Source organism: Halobacillus sp. SY10 (genome assembly GCF_045401165.1).
Taxonomy (GTDB): Bacteria; Bacillota; Bacilli; order Bacillales; family Halobacillaceae; genus Halobacillus; species Halobacillus aidingensis.
Window position 1 is genome coordinate 20501 of sequence record NZ_CP174345.1, and the last position, 16102, is coordinate 36602.

Consider the following 16102-nt stretch of genomic DNA (forward strand, 5'->3'; position numbering starts at 1 on the left):
GCGTTCAGGAGTTTTTTCGCTTGTTATTACGTTAATAAATGACTGGAGCGCCATTTACGTGATTGTTGGATGAAGTGACCGATTTTTTCAAGAACGGGTTCGATGCTTGTTTTGTCATTCAATACGTCGTAGTCGGCAATATTGAGGCGCAGGACAGGGCACGAATTGAAATTATCAATCCAATTGTCATAACGCGTAAACATCTCTTCCCAATATTCAATTGGTGTTTCTTGTTCCATCGGACGTCCACGTTCTTTGATGCGGGAAAGGATGTCATCAAACGAACCTTCTAAATAAATTAAAAGATCAGGATGAGGGAAGTATGGTGTCATCACCATCGCATCAAACAGGTTCCGGTACGTTTCATAATCGGTTGCGGACATCGTCCCTTTTTCGTAGTGCATCCGTGCAAAAATGCCGGTATCTTCATAAATGGAGCGGTCCTGGATGAAACCACCGCCATATTCAAAAATCTTCTTTTGTTCTTTGAAGCGTTCCGCCAAGAAGTAAATCTGTAAATGGAAGCTCCAGCGTTCAAAATCCTGATAGAATTTGTCGAGATAAGGATTTGTGTCGACTTTTTCAAAAGAGGTACGAAAGTTGAGGGCATCAGCGAGAGCATTGGTCATCGTTGACTTGCCGACACCGACCGTACCTGCAATCGTTATGACGCTGTCATGTGGAATTCCATAGCGTTCACGTGCATTCATTTGATAACTTCTCCTTTATTTAAATGCTGCTCTACTTGATCAACAATATAATTTAAATCGTCTTGATGTTTTACGAAGTCTATATGATCCCCGTTCAAACGGATCACAGGAATCTCTGGATGAGTGGCTTCAAAATGTCTCATGAAGTCTTCGTAGTCTTGAGAGAGTTGTTCAAGATAAGAGGGTTGAATATTTGCCTCTACATCACGATTACGCATGCGGATGCGTTCGAGCAGTGTATCTAAACTCGCATGTAAATAGACGACCATATTCGGTTTAGGCATATCGTGTGTCAATATATCAAAAATCTGCGCATACTTGTCAAATTGATCTTCTCTTAACGTACGTCGTGCGAAAATCATATTCTTCGATATATGGTAATCGGCGACCACCGGCTTCCCCGATTGCAAATATTTGCGGTCGATGTCTTCGAGCTGCTTGAAACGATTGCACAAGAAGAACATCTCCGTTTGGAAGCTCCATTCTTCAATATTGTCGTAAAACTTGCCTAAAAATGGGTTCTCCTCAACGATTTCCTTCAGCAAATGAAAATCAAACTGGGAGGCGAGCTTTTTAGACAGAGACGTTTTCCCAACCCCAATGGGCCCTTCAACGGATATGAAAGGTAAATCTCCCATCTCTTTTCCTCCTTCAAACTCAATTAAAAAAAACGTGAGTGTTCATCACTCACTTAAAAAATACGATACTTTTAGACAGACAAATAATATTTTATCACATACATACGTTGGAAGTAACATCCGAGCGATATTTTTAAGGTGCATTTGCTTTTCAATCTTTGGTTTATTTTGTATAATATTACTCGTACGTTCATACGCCCCCGTAGCTCAGGGGATAGAGCATCGGTTTCCTAAACCGTGTGCCGCAGGTTCGAATCCTGCCGGGGGCGCTGGCTGAAGCTGATTGGAGCTTCAGCTTTTTTTATGCTTTTCTTACAAAAATGATTTTCCTTCGGCTCCACGTGTTGAGCCATAATACCGCACTGAATCCGAGGCAGAGAATGACAATCACCCACATGAGTGCTTCTTCCATTCGACCTGATTCGACAGCAAAGTAGATGGCTAGAGGAATGGTGTCTGTTTCACCAGGGATATAGCCTGCAATCATTAATGTAGCCCCGAACTCGCCAAGAGAACGAGCGAAAGTCATGACTAGCCCCGCCAGCAATCCGGGCCAAGCTAACGGAAGTGATATGGTGAAGAATACCTTTATTTTCGAAGCCCCCATCGTCAAAGCTGCATTCTCCAGGTTTTGATCATAATTTTGAAAAGCTGCCGATGCACTCTGATACATAAGAGGAAATGAGACGACGGCAGACGCAATGACTGCCCCAGTCCAGGAAAAAACCACTTGAAAACCGAACCAGTCCATGAGCCATTGTCCGATCCAGCCGTTTTTGCCAAATAAATAAAGCAGGCCAAATCCGATTACTGTCGGAGGAAGGACGAGAGGGAGTAAAAGAATCGATTCTAAGATACTTTTCCCGGGAAATAATTTTCTGGAAATGATTCGTGCGCTGATGATTCCGATTATAAATACGATGAAAGTAGCGATCCCTGCTACTTTCAGAGACAAAAGAAGAGGTTCGACGTTCATTGTTCTATCTTTCCACCTCTCATAGGATTGAATCCATAAGCATTGTAAATTTCTGTCGCTGGATCACTGGTTAAAAAGGTGAGAAATTTCTGCCCTTGTTCCTTAGACCGGCTTTTTGAAATCACGATTCCTGGATAGACAATCGAATCATGGAGGTTATGGTCAACTTTTGTAAGAGTGATTACCTTGTCTGAAATCATGGCATCACTGGCATAGACAAAGCCATAGTCCACCTGACCAGATTCAACATATGCAAGGACTTGTCTAACATCGCTTCCGAATACCATCTGATCTTCTAACCTGCTCCAAAGTTGAATCCTTTCCAATGCTTGTTTCGTATAAGTACCAGCAGGCACGCTCTCTGGATTGCCAACAGCAAGCTGTTCGTTTTCCTTAAGATTCAGTTCCTGGATGGTATCCAAGTGACTCGTGGAATCATCACCAATAAGGACAATCCGGTTGGTGGCATATTCTATGTACGTATCCTTTTCGACAAGGTTCTGCTCCTTGAGAAGTTCGATCCAACGAAGATCCGCAGACAAGAATACATCTACAGGAGCTCCTTGTTCGATCTGTCTTGCCAGTTTACCTGAGCCTCCGTATATGGTTTTTATTTCTATATTGTATTGTTCCTCAAAAAGAGGGGTTAGCTCTTCCATCACATCTTTCAAACTTGCAGCAGCCGCAATTCTTATACTCGTTTCACTTGAATCCGATGGAGAAGCACAACTGCATAAAAATAGTAAGATCATCGAACTCCATATCCATATCAACTTTCGCATGTCGATTCTCCTTTGTTCCCATTGGTTCTATTCTAAAGATACGTCATATGTAAGTCGAAAGCGATTAAAAGGTCACGAAGAAAGGAGTGCTCTCTATGAAATTACAGGTTTTTTCAACTCTTATCCTTGCTTTACTGCTCACACAACTCCCTGTCGTAGGGAAATACTTCGCTATCTTGAACACAATGATCCATGAGAGTGGTCATTCCCTGATGGCGCTGATTACAGGGGGAGAAGTAAGGAGAATCTCCCTGTTTCCCAACACATCCGGTTTTGCTTTGACCGGACATACATCTTGGATCGGGCAAGTATTAACAAGCATGGCCGGCTATGTATTTGCTTCTTTCTTCGCCTTCGTCTTCTTTTTCCTAATCAGTCGTGGTCAATATAAATGGATGATTTATATTTTAATGGCGTTCCTTGCGATCAATCTCCTATTCTGGGTGAGGAATGTGTATGGACTATTCTGGATCCTCACCTTTGGAGCAGGGTTTCTATGGCTTTTGAGAACCGGTCATGAACAAGTCGTCCAATATGTCTTATTGTTTCTAGCTTCACTCGTACTTGTTGAGTCTGTGACCAGTGCGTTTGAGGTGATGTGGATCAGCTTTGTATCTCCAGGACAAGCCGGTGACGCAGCAAACTTGGCAAAAGCGACGGCATTCATCCCCGCCCCTTTATGGGGATTGGCCTTTTTCGTTCAGGCCTTATACTTTGCTCTCCTTTCCATTAAGCGTGTCTTTCCTTTCTGACGGTGTGAATAAAAAGAAGAAAAAAGAATAAAATCCGCTCATGCCCTGCCTTCTTAAGTCCTCCTGAATAAGGTAGTAAAGTAAGTAAGAGAGGGGGGAATGGAATGAGCGGAGGATACGGTGGCGGTTTCGCGCTATTGGTTGTTTTGTTCATCCTTTTGATCATCATCGGTGCATCTTATATGGGTGGCCGTGGATACGGTTATGGATACTAATAAATAAGAAGGCGGGAATCTTTTCCCGCTGATACATAAAATCAAACGTTTCTCGAAGTTTGGAAAAGGGTATCATGAAACTAGAATAATTGGACGGAGGAGTCGTTTATGGATTTAAAAGAACACTTAATTGCACATGGGTATGACCACATTGATATTCTTCTTATTGATGAAGAGGGCGACCAATCAACAGTTGCCGACATTTCCCTGCCAAAGGTAACGGATTTAGAGTACAAGCTTTATCTCAAGCCTGAAAGTATTTCTTATCACTTTAAGGAAGAGGATCCTTATTTCGAAGCAGAGCAGCAATCAGAGTCTGGAGATGGCAAGAAAATCAAAGGTTTCATCCTCGAATGGTAAAAGTCCTGTCCTCACAGGGCTTTTTTTAATGCCCAAATTAAAATATACCAATTACAGATAAGCTCCCTTTTCTGGAAGACTCAGTTTCAAGATAACCGGGGTTCGTTTGCCGTATTTGGAGTCAGGGGTTGTTGGGAAGCTACTCGCTTTCCTGTGGGGGAGCGCCGAGCTTCCTCAGGCTATTGCCTTGCGGGATCTCGCCTATCTCCTTCTCCCACGGGAGTCTCGCAGCTTCCCAACAACCCCATTCCATATAAGGGAGAAACGAACCCCTATACCGAGAAGGAGTTTCTCCCACCCTTCTCTCCTAAGCATGCATAAAGCGCTCTGTATCAAGTTTTTACGTTGTGAATACTAGCTGTGGAGGGGGGGATATTATCCACTTCCCTCAATCATACAAGCTGATTTTTCCAGAAGTGGTTTCGAGAATCTTCCATGGCAAAGGGGCGGAGGGGAATGGGGAGACTCCTGCGGGAAAAAAGTGCTTGGTGAGACCCCACAGAGCGAAGCTCGAGGAGGCTCACCGCGCTCCCGCGGAAAGCGAGTCATTCCCCGCAGCCCCATCCACTCAAAAAACATCTCGAAACTGAGTCTTCAAGAATCCTGCCATATTGTTGAATACTGGTTTGTTTATTTTGAATCACAAGGGGAATGAAAATGGTAAATCCCAACAGGAGGTCATTTTGCATGCAACAACATAAACTTTACATTAACGGAGAATATACAGAGTCAAACGGATCAGAATGGATTGATATCCTGAACCCGGCGACCGAGGAGGTCGTTTCTCAAATACCTAAAGGTACCGAAGACGATGTGAATCGTGCGGTGAAAGCAGCATTTGAAGCTCAAAAAGGGTGGGAGCTTACACCTAATATTGAACGCGGAAAAATCGTAAGGAAGCTTGGTGACCGAATAGAAGAAAACCGAGCCACTTTTATTGATCTATTACAAGAAGAGCAAGGGAAAGATTATGAGCTTGCCAGTGGAGAAGTGGACCTTGCGATCGATTACTTCCGTTATATGTCCGAGTGGGCACGTAGAATTGAAGGAGAAATTGTACCAAGTGATCGTAAGAATGAGAACATCTTCATTTATAAAAAGCCAATCGGGGTAGTCGCTGGTATCGTTCCTTGGAACTTCCCTGTGTTCATTTTAGCCCGCAAAGTAGCCACAGCACTTGTGACAGGTAATACATTAGTATTGAAACCAAGTCAGCAAACACCGAATACAGCGATGGAATTTACAAAAATCATTGATTCGATGGACGAAATTCCAAAAGGTGTGTATAACGTGGTAACTGGTACAGGTTCAGAAATAGGAAACAGGCTTGCCTCTCACCCGAACGTACACATGGTAACCATGACAGGAAGTGTGCCAGCAGGTACAAAAGTGATGGAAGCGGCGGCGCAAAATATTACGAAAGTGAACTTAGAGCTTGGAGGTAAAGCGCCTGCCATTGTCACCGCTAATGCTGACCTTGATGTTGCAGCTGAAAGCATTACGACTTCCCGTCTCGCTAACAACGGACAAGCCTGTACGAACGCTGAGCGTGTCTATGTTCATGAAAGTGTGGCGGATGAGCTTCTAGCTAAATTACGCCATAAATTTGAATCACTGACTATGGGAGACCCCCGTGAAAATAAGGAAGCCGATGTCGGTCCTCTCGTAAGTAAAGATCGTCTTGAAGAAGTGGAGAGCATGGTAAAAGAAGCGATTGATTCAGGGGCGAAGGTTGAAATTGGTGGAGAACGAGGCGACTTAGACAAAGGGTATTTTTATAAGCCGACGATTCTCACAAATGTAGACCATGATATGCAGATTATGCAGGAAGAGATTTTCGGTCCTGTGATTCCTGTGACGACATTCAAAACATTGGATGAGGCGATTGAAAAAGGTAATGATACAGATTATGGATTATCCTCTTCTGTTTATACCGATGACATGAATGAAGCGATGCGTGTCGTGAATGAACTGAAGTTCGGTGAAACATTCGTTAATCGTGAGAACTTCGAAGCTGTTCAGGGCTATCATGCAGGAATGAGAAAGTCAGGACTTGGTGGAGCGGACGGAAAACACGGAATGGAAGATTTCCTTGTCACACAAGTTGTTTATATGCAATATAAAGATGATAAAAAATAAGAAGCAAAAGAGCTGCGATACTTGTCGCAGCTCTTTTTTTATCGGTTATCGATTTTTTCGGGGTAAAGGTCGTGATTCATCAAGCGATGGTCCGCCATTTGTTCAAACTTTGTGCCAGGTTTCCCGTAATTGCAGTAAGGATCAATAGAAATCCCCCCACGAGGGGTGAACTTGCCCCAAACTTCGATGTAACGGGGATCCATCAAGTCGATCAAATCGTTCATAATCGTATTCACACTGTCTTCATGAAAATCGCCGTGGTTCCGGAAGCTGAATAGATAGAGTTTAAGTGATTTACTTTCCACCATCTTAACGTCCGGAATGTAGCTGATGTAGATCGTTGCAAAATCAGGTTGGCGTGTCTTTGGGCAAAGGGTTGTGAATTCCGGACAATTGAACTTTACGAAATAGTCACGGTTCGGGTGTTGGTTATCAAACGTTTCGAGGACATCCGGGTCATACTCGAAAGAATAGGAATTTCCTTGGTTACCAAGGAGAGATAAATCAAGGTCTTGATCGTTGCGTCCTGGCATGGGTCATGCTCCTTTTTGAATGTATTTTCAATAAAAAAAGCCGCAGCGGCTAAGGGCTGCGGCTTATCATAAGACGTGGTCCTTAGTTTTTTATAGAGGGGTGGGCTAAGAAACCTCTTCTATGAAGCTTTCATGCTTGTTTCATTATATAAACAGAGGAGAATGCTGTCAATTTACCTCGTTCCCTTGTCCTAATTCTGTAAATCTTTGGAGATAACACTTTAAATATGAATAGAAATCCCCTACAATAGAAGTAATTCATAAAATTTTCAGAAAAGTATGCAGTTCGTGGCTCTGAAAGGATCAGAGCTTTCTTCAGCCACAAAGGGAAAACGTTTACAAAACATTCTTATGAGGTGATGATGAATATGGACATGAAACCAATTCCAGCTCGATCAGGCAATCACAACATGGAAAACTACAAAGAAGCGTATGAGAGTTTCCAGTGGGAAGAAGTGAAGAAACAGTTCTCATGGAACGAGACAGGCAAAGTAAACATTGCATATGAAGCTGTCGACCGCCATGCAGAAAATCCTGATAAGAAAGATCAGGCAGCTCTGATCTACTCTGCACCGGATAGAGAAGAGACCCTTACTTTTGAAGATTTGAAGCTGAAAAGTAATCAATTCGCGAATGTACTTAAAAAACACAATATAGAAAAGGGCGATCGTGTCTTTCTTTTCATGCCGAGAAGTCCTGAGTTTTATGCAACCTTCCTTGGTATTCTTAAGGTAGGAGCGATTGCTGGTCCTCTTTTTGAGGCATTCATGGAACAAGCCGTACGAGATCGCTTGGAGGACAGTGAAGCGACGATGCTCATTACGACGCCTGAATTGCTTGAGCGTGTACCTGCAGATGAGCTTCCGAACTTGAAGCAAGTCGTGCTTGTAGGCGGTGATGCACCGGGTAACTACATTTCTTATGAAGAAGAAATGGAGAAAGCTTCGCATGAATTTGAAATCGAGTGGGTGGATCTTGAAGACGGCATGCTCCTTCACTATACGTCTGGTTCAACAGGCAAGCCGAAAGGAGTTTATCACGTCCATAATGCTATGCTTCAACATTACCAGACAGGTAAATGGGTTTTGGACCTTAAAGAGGATGATGTGTACTGGTGTACAGCAGACCCAGGTTGGGTAACAGGCACAAGTTACGGTATCTTTGCTCCATGGTTAAACGGGGTGACAAACGTCATTCGAGGTGGACGATTCAGTCCTGATGATTGGTATGGAACGATTGCCGAGAAAAATGTTTCCGTCTGGTATTCCGCTCCGACTGCTTTCCGTAAACTGTTGAGCGCTGGGGAGGAAGTGGCGAAAAAGCATGACCTATCTTCCCTTCGCCACGTGTTGAGTGTAGGAGAGCCATTGAACCCTGAAGTTGTAACATGGGGGCTTTCAGCCTTTGACTTACGTATCCACGATACATGGTGGATGACGGAAACAGGGGGTATGTTGATTTGTAACTACCCAGCGATGGATATGCGTCCTGGCTCCATGGGTAAACCGTTCCCTGGCATCGAAGCGGCCATTGTCGATAATGAAGGGAATGAACTCCCTGCCAATCAAATGGGGAACCTTGCGATCAAACAGGGATGGCCGTCCATGATGCGTGCGGTATGGAAGAACCCAGGGAAATATGAGAGCTATTTCTTGAATGGCTGGTACGTTTCCGGCGATAGTGCTTACCAAGACGAAGATGGTTATTTCTGGTTCCAGGGCCGTCTTGATGATGTCATCAACACTTCCGGTGAACGTGTGGGACCATTTGAAGTGGAGAGTAAGCTGATCGAACACGAAGCGGTAGCGGAAGCGGGAGTCATCGGTAAACCGGACCCTGAACGTGGGGAAATCATTAAAGCGTTCATCACCCTCAGAGAAGGACATGAACAATCCGATGAACTGCTCGAGGACATCCGTCAGTTCGTTAAAAAAGGGTTGAGCGCTCACGCAGCTCCAAGGGAAATCGAAATTAAGGACACGATTCCTAAAACACGTAGTGGTAAAATTATGAGACGTCTCCTGAAGTCCTGGGAGCTTGGATTACCGACTGGCGATACTTCTACTCTCGAAGAGTAATAGACGAAAGCACAGCCCGCTTTAGGGTTGTGCTTTTCTTTTTTTGGTTCTCGTTTGGGAGTTTGTTTCACGTGAAACGACCAAGCGTGGGGACATAATTTTCATGTATCCTATGGTAAGATATGGAGAGATATTACATAGATTGCAGGTGGCACAATGATGAAAGAAGAATCTACACGGTTTTTGGATGGCTCATTAGAGACCATTCAATGGTTCGTATTTCTGTTGGCGAGTGCAGTTGCCCTGCCCATTGTTATCGGTTCTATTTTTGAATTGAATTTCAATGAAGTGGCAGGCTTGATGCAACGGACATTCTTTGTCGTCGGCATCGCTTCCTTCCTACAAGGGATTTTCGGACATCGCCTTCCGATTATGGAAGGACCCGCCGGCCTCTGGATCAGTATTTTTGCTGTCATGGCCTATAGTGGGGCGCAGTCCGGCGACAGCTATATGGAAACATTACAAGTTCTCCAGGGGACGATGATATGGACTGGAATTTTTCTGTTCTTGTTTGGCGTATTCCGCTTGTCGCACCGGGTGCTTTTTGTGTTCACGCCACTCGTTACGGGTGCTTTTTTATTTTTACTGACCGTTCAATTGAGCGGGACATTTCTTCAAGGAATGTTAGGCATCCAGCAGTCGACAGAAGCGGTGGATGGAAAACAGGCGCTTGTCGCTTTTGTGACGCTTGCGCTTGTCATTGGTTTATCAGTAATGGGAAAAGGCTGGTTGAAAAGTTTTGCTGTTCTGATTGGAATTGGCGTGGGATGGGTATTGTATGCCATAACTTTCAATGGAAATGCCAATGATACAGGGGAGACCTCACCTTTTTCCTTACCCGATATCTTTGCATGGGGCCCACCCCAACTGACGTGGGGAACGCTCCCTTTAGGATTTATTACCGCTGTGATCTTATTGTCGAATCTTGTGGCATCCATTATTGCGGTCAGCCATACCGTCTATGGAAAACCACAGTATACATATGATCAGGTCAATAAAGGAAGCAGTTTTCTAGGGATTAACCATGGAATTACAGCCATTTTTTCTGCAGTGGCTAACGTTTCGCTTGCATCATCTTCGGGTTTCATGCAATTGACTGGGCAAAAAAAGAAACGTCCTTTTTTATATGCTTCTTTATTATTGGTGTTGTTTTCGTTCTTCCCCCCGGTGGTGGCGTTTATTTCTGGCATTCCCGCACCGGTAGCTAACGCAGCTTTGCTCGCAACTTTTGTCCAATTAATGGGGCTTGGATTATCTAACATGACGAGTGAAACCCTGGATGAACGGAGACTTACCATTTTAGGACTGTCTTTCTTACTGGGAATTGGACTCATGTTCCTCCCGCCAGAAGCTTTCAGTGGTGTTCCGGCGATTTTACAAAACTTACTGAGTAATGGATTGCTGGTCGGAACAGTACTCGTCATTGTTCTGGACCGTCTTTGGAAAGAATCAAACACGTCATCATAGGGAAAATTGATGGTACAAGGAAGTGATGGAATGGAAAATAAAATATATGATGTCATCGGGATCGGAATCGGTCCTTATAATTTAGGAATGGCCGCATTACTTGATCAGACCGAAGATTTGGATGCTGTCTTTTTTGACAAGAGCCCTGAGTTTGTCTGGCATCCAGGCATGCTTATTGAAAAGATGGATCTACAGGTCCCTTTTTTGGCGGACCTGGTCTCGTTCGCGGACCCGAAAAGCCCTTATACCTTTATGAATTATTTGCACGAGCATGACCGGATGTTCCCTTTCTTCTTCCATCGTCATTTTGAAATACCGCGTCAGGAATACAATCATTACATGCAGTGGGTGGCCAAGCAGCTGGGTGGTCTGTTTTTCGGCCATACTGTCGTTGACGTGATGGACCATAAAGACGCCGATGTCCCCCATTATGAAGTGGTGGTCAAAGAAACAGCGACGGGTGAAGAAAAATATTACCAAGCCAAGCACATTGTCATGGGGACTGGCAGCGAACCGCTGATTTTGGACGGTATGGATCGGTTACCTAACGAAGACGTGATGCATACGAGTCGCTACCTTTTTGAAAAAGATCATTTACTGAAAGCAAAACATGTGACTATCGTCGGATCGGGTCAGAGTGCTTTAGAGGTTTTCCTTGATTTACTAGAAGAGCAAGACAGACAGTCGGATATGACATTGAGCCTCTTTACGAGATCCGGAGGGCTTTTTCAATTGGATACGGCTAAGTTTGCTCAAGAAATGTTTACACCGGAATTCGTCGATTACTTTCATGCCTTGAGTCTCCATCAACGGAAAGATGCACTGGATACTCTCGGCCCGCTTCGGAAAGGGATCGATCCTGATACACTCACACGACTGTACACGAAGCTATATCATCGAACAGCCGGCATGAAGGATAGTCGTGTTCTTATTCAACCGATGACTGAAATTACAGGGATTGAAGCGAACGAAGACGGGTATCACCTTCAATGTAAACAGTGGCAGGAAGAAGTCGAGTACACGTATCCTACGGAAAAAGTTGTGCTGGCCACAGGATATAAACCTCATTTTCCTGGCTGGTTCATGAACCGTTTCAAAGAAAAAATCGAATGGGAAGAGGAAGGGATGTATAAAGTATCGCGCGATTATCAGCTTCTCTTCAACGATGATCGTGACCATCACTTCTTTACGTTGACTAACCTCGTCCACTCACACGGAGCAGGAGCTACGAATTTAGGATTATCCGTACACCGGAATGTGCATATCATCAATACGATTGCAGGAAGAGAAGTATATCGGAACCAATCGGATACAACCTTCCAGCAGTTTTCCATGAAAGAGTTCCAATAACCATTAAGTGGAAAATAGGTTTAAAATCATTTCATAGGGGAAAATATGCTATGTGTTCAAATATAACCCATACATTCAAGGAGATGATTTAGATATGAGTAAGATTGCTTGTGTTATGACGTCCATGTTTGAAGATGTAGAATATACACAACCGGCAGAAGCGTTCTCAAACGAAGGTCATGAAGTAACGACCATTGAATGGGAAGCTGGCAAAGAAGTGGAAGGAAAACAGGGAGAAGCTTCCGTTAAAATTGATACATCCATCGATGATGTGAAACCTGAAGACTTTGATGCGTTGTTCATCCCTGGTGGTTTTTCACCTGATATTCTGCGCGGAGATGACAAATTCGTTTCCTTCGCGAAACATTTTATGGATGAAAAGAAACCAGTATTTGCGATCTGCCATGGTCCCCAGCTTTTGATCACGGCTAAAACTCTCGAAGGCCGCACAGCAACCGGGTTCAAATCCATTTCCGTCGATATGGAATATGCAGGCGTCAACTATCAAGATAAAGAAGTTGTCGTTTGTCAGGACCAGCTGGTCACAAGCCGCCAGCCCGATGATATTCCAGCCTTCAACCGTGAGGCTCTAAAACTCTTGAAATAATAAACAGAAAGGCCATGAGGGAACTTCTCCCTCATGGCCTTTTTCATCGTCTTAATAAATCAACTGCTTTGTGTCACATAAGCTCCCGATTGTGGAAGAATCGGTTTTGAGGTAACCCCGGGGTTCGTTTGCCATATTGAGAGTCAGGGGTGGTTGGGAAGCAGCTCGCTTTCCTGCGGGGATGACGGAGAGCCTCCTGTGGGAAGTGCGTGGTAGATGAGACCCCGCAGAGCGTTAGCTCGAGGAGGCTCATCACTCGCCCACGGAAAGCGAACCTTTTCCCGGAGCCCCTAAACTCTTTCAAAAGTCTCGAAATCTAGTCTTACACAATCCTGCCATATTGTTGAAGAGAGATTACCATAACAGTACCAATTTTGTAACCTGCTATTGTAGAGAGGAGAAGAAACTTCCTATATAATGAAAGGAAGACCATAGATCGTTCTATATTACATACATGCATACGTATAGAAGGAGGACCAAACGATGATTGTCATTGAAAAAGAACACCATTTTCACATGATTCCTCAGCATGAGCACGCCAAAATATCAGCACAAATCGTCGCCCATTGGAAGAACAATTTTTTATTGCGCTCAAAATTGAGAGAAGAAGCGGATTGGGCGATTCAGCAGCACGACAGAGCCTGGATCCAACTGGATGATTATCCTGAATGGAATGAAGAAAAGCAGCGCCCTTATACGTTCGTTGATTATCCTTTAGAGAAAAAATTGCAGGCCTATCAACGCGGGATTAAAGAGGTAGCTGACCGCTCTTTGTATGCCGGTATGCTCTGCAGTATGCACTATGCGTCATTCTTTTCTAAGGATGACAAGGATCCGGTTGTACAGACGTTTTTAGCCGAAGAAAAAACACGGCAGCAGGATCTGTTCGAATCGATGGAAATGGACATTCCCTATGATATCTATGACCTTCATTTTCGTCGGTTGCAATTTTGTGATGATCTCTCCCTTTATGTATGTATGCAGGAGCCTGGAATACCGAAGGAAAAAGAAGTTCCATGGTTCAAAAACGGCTTCAGACAGTCCTTTGATTTCGCCCCGGCTGGCATGATCGCCCATTGGGAAGATAAAAAGAAAGTTTCCGTTTACCCTTTTCCATTTGAAAAGCCATTCAGCATAGAGGTTCCTTACCGTCCTGTTTCAAAAAAGGAGATTGATGAAAAAGGTCTGTCTCAAGCGTTTCACGATACAGAGGTTCAAAAGCACGTCATTACTTTTGTGAAAAAAGAATAGTCACTTACATTTCCAATGGTGTAAGCGACTGTTTTATGTTCTGCCTGATATTTCTCCGGCAAAAGTATCTCTTTATTTCTTATCAATACTGAATTGTCCATCGAGCAACACCCAGTTTTGGGGAAAGGAAAGTCCCAGTTTCCAATAGCTGATTCCGAGAAGGCCGCGATTTTTGATTAAGTCAAATTTCTTTTGAATCGAGCGTGCATCTTCAAACCATACTTCGTGTTTTTTTCCGGCGTTATCTGTATAAGTGAAGTAAGGGGCCTGCTCTTCTTGATCATAGGAAATCGGCACATTGTTCTCTCTCGCAATTTGAATGGCCTGCTGTGGACTGATCGCCTTTGCAAACTCTCCACCTGGCTCGTAAGGAAGGGTCCAGTCATATCCATATAAATTTTGACCGAGTAGAATTTTTTCTGCCGGCATTTCTGACAACGCATAATCGACTACTTCTGTGACCGGACCAATAGGAGATACGGCACGTGGAGGGCCGCCGCTGTATCCCCATTCATACGTCATTAAAACGACGAAGTCTACAATTTCTCCGTGCGCTTTGTAGTCATGGGCTTCGTACCAAGCTCCTTTTTGATCGGCACTCGTTTTAGGAGCAAGGGCAGTAGATATGAGTAAGCCTTCAGCCGATAATCGCTGCTTTGCTTTTCTCAGAAACTGGTTATAGTTCTCTTTCATTTCAGGAGGGAGAAACTCCATATCAAAGTGGACGTCCTTAAAACCTACTTGCTTGGTGGTTTGAATGATGTTGTCGAGCAGTTTATCCTGCAGGGCTTCATCGGAAAGAATTTTCCTGCCTAATTCAGCATTGAATCCATCTTCCGCCAGGTTTGTGACGACCATCATAAGAGCCGTATCGTTTTGTTGAGCAATCTCTTTGAAATTATCAAGCGGCGGTGCTTTTAACGAAGCGTCTTCCTGAATTTCATAACTGAACGGAGCCAGGTAGGTCAGTGACCCCGCCCTGTTTTCAGCAGAAGCACGAAGCGTGTCGGAGACTTCCCCACCATAGGGCTCTATATAAGCATTGGCCGTAATCGGTCTTGGTGGCTCATCTGGAATGTAGAGACGTAAACCGACAGGAAGAGGGCCCCCGACTTGAAGGCCATTGACTTGAGCAAGTTTTTCAGCCGTGGTGTTGAACTTTTGAGCAATGGAATATAAGCTGTCCCCTTGCTGGACAAAATAAAATTGACCGACAATCGGTATGACAAGAGCCTGACCGATGACAAGGTCCCCCGGGGTCTCCAATTCATTTGCTTCGATAATGGCATTTGGCGTACTATCGTAGAGACCAGCAATGGAGAATACCGAATCTCCTTCTTGAACGACGTGGATTTGCATATGGATTCGCTCCTTTCTCATCTTTAATAATGTATGAAAGAGGAAAACGGAATTATTCTTGAAAATCACAGGAGGAACATCATGCTTGACGATGAATATTATATGAAACTTGCTTTAGAAGAAGCAGAAAAAGCAGAGGTGGATGGAGAAGTTCCGATTGGTGCTGTCATCGTAAAAGATGGAAAAGTGATTGCGACAGGGTACAATCAGAGGGAAACATCCCAATTGGCCTCGTCCCACGCTGAATTCATTGCGATTGAAAGGGCGAACCAGCAAGTAGGAAGCTGGAGGCTTGAAGAATGTACGTTGTTTGTCACTTTAGAGCCTTGTCCAATGTGTGCGGGTGCAATCTTGCAATCGAGAATTCCAAGGGTTGTTTATGGTGCCAAGGATCCGAAAGCAGGTTGTGCAGGTACGCTTCTTAATCTATTAAACGACGATCGCTTCAATCATAAATCAGAAGTTCTACCGGGAGTTATGGAAGAAACATGCGGAAAAATACTGACGGATTTCTTCCGCAACCTGCGGGATCGTAAGAAAAATAAGCCATCGACTAATAATTAACAGTGTTTTATCATTGCATTTTTCTCGAAAACTCGCTATACTTGTTAATGCCGTGCTAAGCGGGGAGGTAGCGGTGCCCTGTACTCGCAATCCGCTATAGCGAGGCCGAATCCCCATCCGAGGTGGTGCGGCCTCAAGGTCTGCCTTATGTGAGTGGTGTTGACACCCAGGTCCTGCGCAACGGGAACCAGTGAATCCTGTCAGGTCCGGAAGGAAGCAGCAGTAAGCTGTCTCTCCCGTGTGCCGTGGGAGTGCCTGGGTCGAGCCACAACCATAAGTAACGCTTGGGGCCACATCATCGAAGATGGGTGCACGGCATTA

16 protein-coding genes, 1 tRNA gene and 1 other RNA gene are annotated in these 16102 nt (G+C 44.3%); 12 read left to right on the forward strand and 6 right to left on the reverse strand.

Annotation, left to right across the window (positions count from 1 at the left end):
* Positions 1-26: 26 nt before the first annotated feature.
* Together ACJA3J_RS00095 and ACJA3J_RS00100 are read right to left on the reverse strand one after the other, a co-directional pair.
* A complete protein-coding gene (locus ACJA3J_RS00095; protein ID WP_089650756.1) occupies positions 27-710 on the reverse strand; it encodes a deoxynucleoside kinase in 684 nt (227 codons plus the stop codon).
* Positions 707-1348: a deoxynucleoside kinase gene (locus ACJA3J_RS00100; protein WP_089650757.1), complete on the reverse strand. Its 642-nt coding sequence runs from the start codon at positions 1346-1348 to the stop codon at positions 707-709. Before ACJA3J_RS00100 ends, ACJA3J_RS00095 begins: the two co-directional genes overlap by 4 nt.
* A 196-nt stretch (positions 1349-1544) precedes the next feature.
* Between ACJA3J_RS00100 and ACJA3J_RS00105 the strand changes: the two genes are divergently transcribed.
* Positions 1545-1617 (forward strand) — tRNA-Arg (locus ACJA3J_RS00105).
* A 32-nt stretch (positions 1618-1649) separates the two neighbouring features.
* On the opposite strand, the gene modB is transcribed toward ACJA3J_RS00105, so the two are convergent.
* Positions 1650-2324, reverse strand: a complete 675-nt coding sequence (gene modB / locus ACJA3J_RS00110; RefSeq protein WP_406945240.1) for a molybdate ABC transporter permease subunit — start codon at positions 2322-2324, stop codon at positions 1650-1652.
* Positions 2321-3106 (reverse strand): molybdate ABC transporter substrate-binding protein, encoded by a 786-nt coding sequence (gene modA / locus ACJA3J_RS00115; protein ID WP_406945241.1) that lies wholly within the window; start codon positions 3104-3106, stop codon positions 2321-2323. The genes modB and modA overlap by 4 nt, the downstream gene beginning before the upstream one ends.
* 95 nt (positions 3107-3201) lie before the next feature.
* Between modA and ACJA3J_RS00120 the strand changes: the two genes are divergently transcribed.
* From ACJA3J_RS00120 to aldA, 4 genes are all read left to right on the forward strand, one after another.
* Positions 3202-3858, forward strand: coding sequence for a M50 family metallopeptidase (locus ACJA3J_RS00120; RefSeq protein WP_406945242.1), 657 nt, complete (start codon positions 3202-3204; stop codon positions 3856-3858).
* A 104-nt stretch (positions 3859-3962) separates the two neighbouring features.
* The gene (locus tag ACJA3J_RS00125; RefSeq protein ID WP_089650761.1) at positions 3963-4073 is read left to right on the forward strand and encodes a YjcZ family sporulation protein; all 111 of its coding nucleotides are present in this window, start codon (positions 3963-3965) and stop codon (positions 4071-4073) included.
* 108 nt (positions 4074-4181) lie between these two features.
* Positions 4182-4433: a hypothetical protein gene (locus ACJA3J_RS00130; RefSeq protein ID WP_115822960.1), complete on the forward strand. Its 252-nt coding sequence runs from the start codon at positions 4182-4184 to the stop codon at positions 4431-4433.
* A gap of 687 nt (positions 4434-5120) precedes the next feature.
* Positions 5121-6572, forward strand: coding sequence for an aldehyde dehydrogenase (gene aldA, locus ACJA3J_RS00135; RefSeq protein WP_089650764.1), 1452 nt, complete (start codon positions 5121-5123; stop codon positions 6570-6572).
* Positions 6573-6610: 38 nt separating this feature from the next.
* Here aldA and queF read toward each other — a convergent pair whose 3' ends face one another.
* A complete protein-coding gene (gene queF, locus ACJA3J_RS00140) occupies positions 6611-7105 on the reverse strand; it encodes a preQ(1) synthase (RefSeq protein WP_089650765.1) in 495 nt (164 codons plus the stop codon).
* Between the two features lie 368 nt (positions 7106-7473).
* On the opposite strand from queF, the gene acsA reads away from it, so the two are divergent.
* The 5 genes from acsA (at position 7474) to ACJA3J_RS00165 (ending at position 13858) form a co-directional block, all read left to right on the forward strand.
* Positions 7474-9183: an acetate--CoA ligase gene (gene acsA, locus ACJA3J_RS00145; protein WP_089650766.1), complete on the forward strand. Its 1710-nt coding sequence runs from the start codon at positions 7474-7476 to the stop codon at positions 9181-9183.
* A 159-nt stretch (positions 9184-9342) separates the two neighbouring features.
* Complete coding sequence (locus ACJA3J_RS00150) at positions 9343-10650, forward strand: purine/pyrimidine permease (protein ID WP_406945243.1); 1308 nt, start codon at positions 9343-9345, stop codon at positions 10648-10650.
* Between the two features lie 30 nt (positions 10651-10680).
* A complete protein-coding gene (locus ACJA3J_RS00155; RefSeq protein ID WP_406945244.1) occupies positions 10681-12000 on the forward strand; it encodes a lysine N(6)-hydroxylase/L-ornithine N(5)-oxygenase family protein in 1320 nt (439 codons plus the stop codon).
* Positions 12001-12094: 94 nt separating this feature from the next.
* Positions 12095-12607, forward strand: coding sequence for a type 1 glutamine amidotransferase domain-containing protein (locus ACJA3J_RS00160; protein WP_089650799.1), 513 nt, complete (start codon positions 12095-12097; stop codon positions 12605-12607).
* A 483-nt stretch (positions 12608-13090) separates the two neighbouring features.
* Positions 13091-13858: a DUF3891 family protein gene (locus tag ACJA3J_RS00165; protein WP_406945245.1), complete on the forward strand. Its 768-nt coding sequence runs from the start codon at positions 13091-13093 to the stop codon at positions 13856-13858.
* A gap of 72 nt (positions 13859-13930) precedes the next feature.
* Here the strand turns inward: ACJA3J_RS00165 and ACJA3J_RS00170 are convergent, their stop codons facing one another.
* Positions 13931-15217, reverse strand: a complete 1287-nt coding sequence (locus ACJA3J_RS00170) for a glycosyl hydrolase family 18 protein (RefSeq protein WP_406945246.1) — start codon at positions 15215-15217, stop codon at positions 13931-13933.
* 81 nt (positions 15218-15298) lie between these two features.
* Here ACJA3J_RS00170 and tadA point away from each other — a divergent pair, with 81 nt between their 5' ends.
* Together tadA and ffs are read left to right on the forward strand one after the other, a co-directional pair.
* On the forward strand, positions 15299-15781 hold the full coding sequence (gene tadA, locus ACJA3J_RS00175) for a tRNA adenosine(34) deaminase TadA (protein WP_089650771.1): 483 nt from the start codon (positions 15299-15301) through the stop codon (positions 15779-15781).
* 50 nt (positions 15782-15831) lie between these two features.
* Positions 15832-16097, forward strand: an RNA gene (gene ffs / locus ACJA3J_RS00180) — signal recognition particle sRNA large type.
* The last annotated feature ends 5 nt before the right edge of the window (positions 16098-16102 follow it).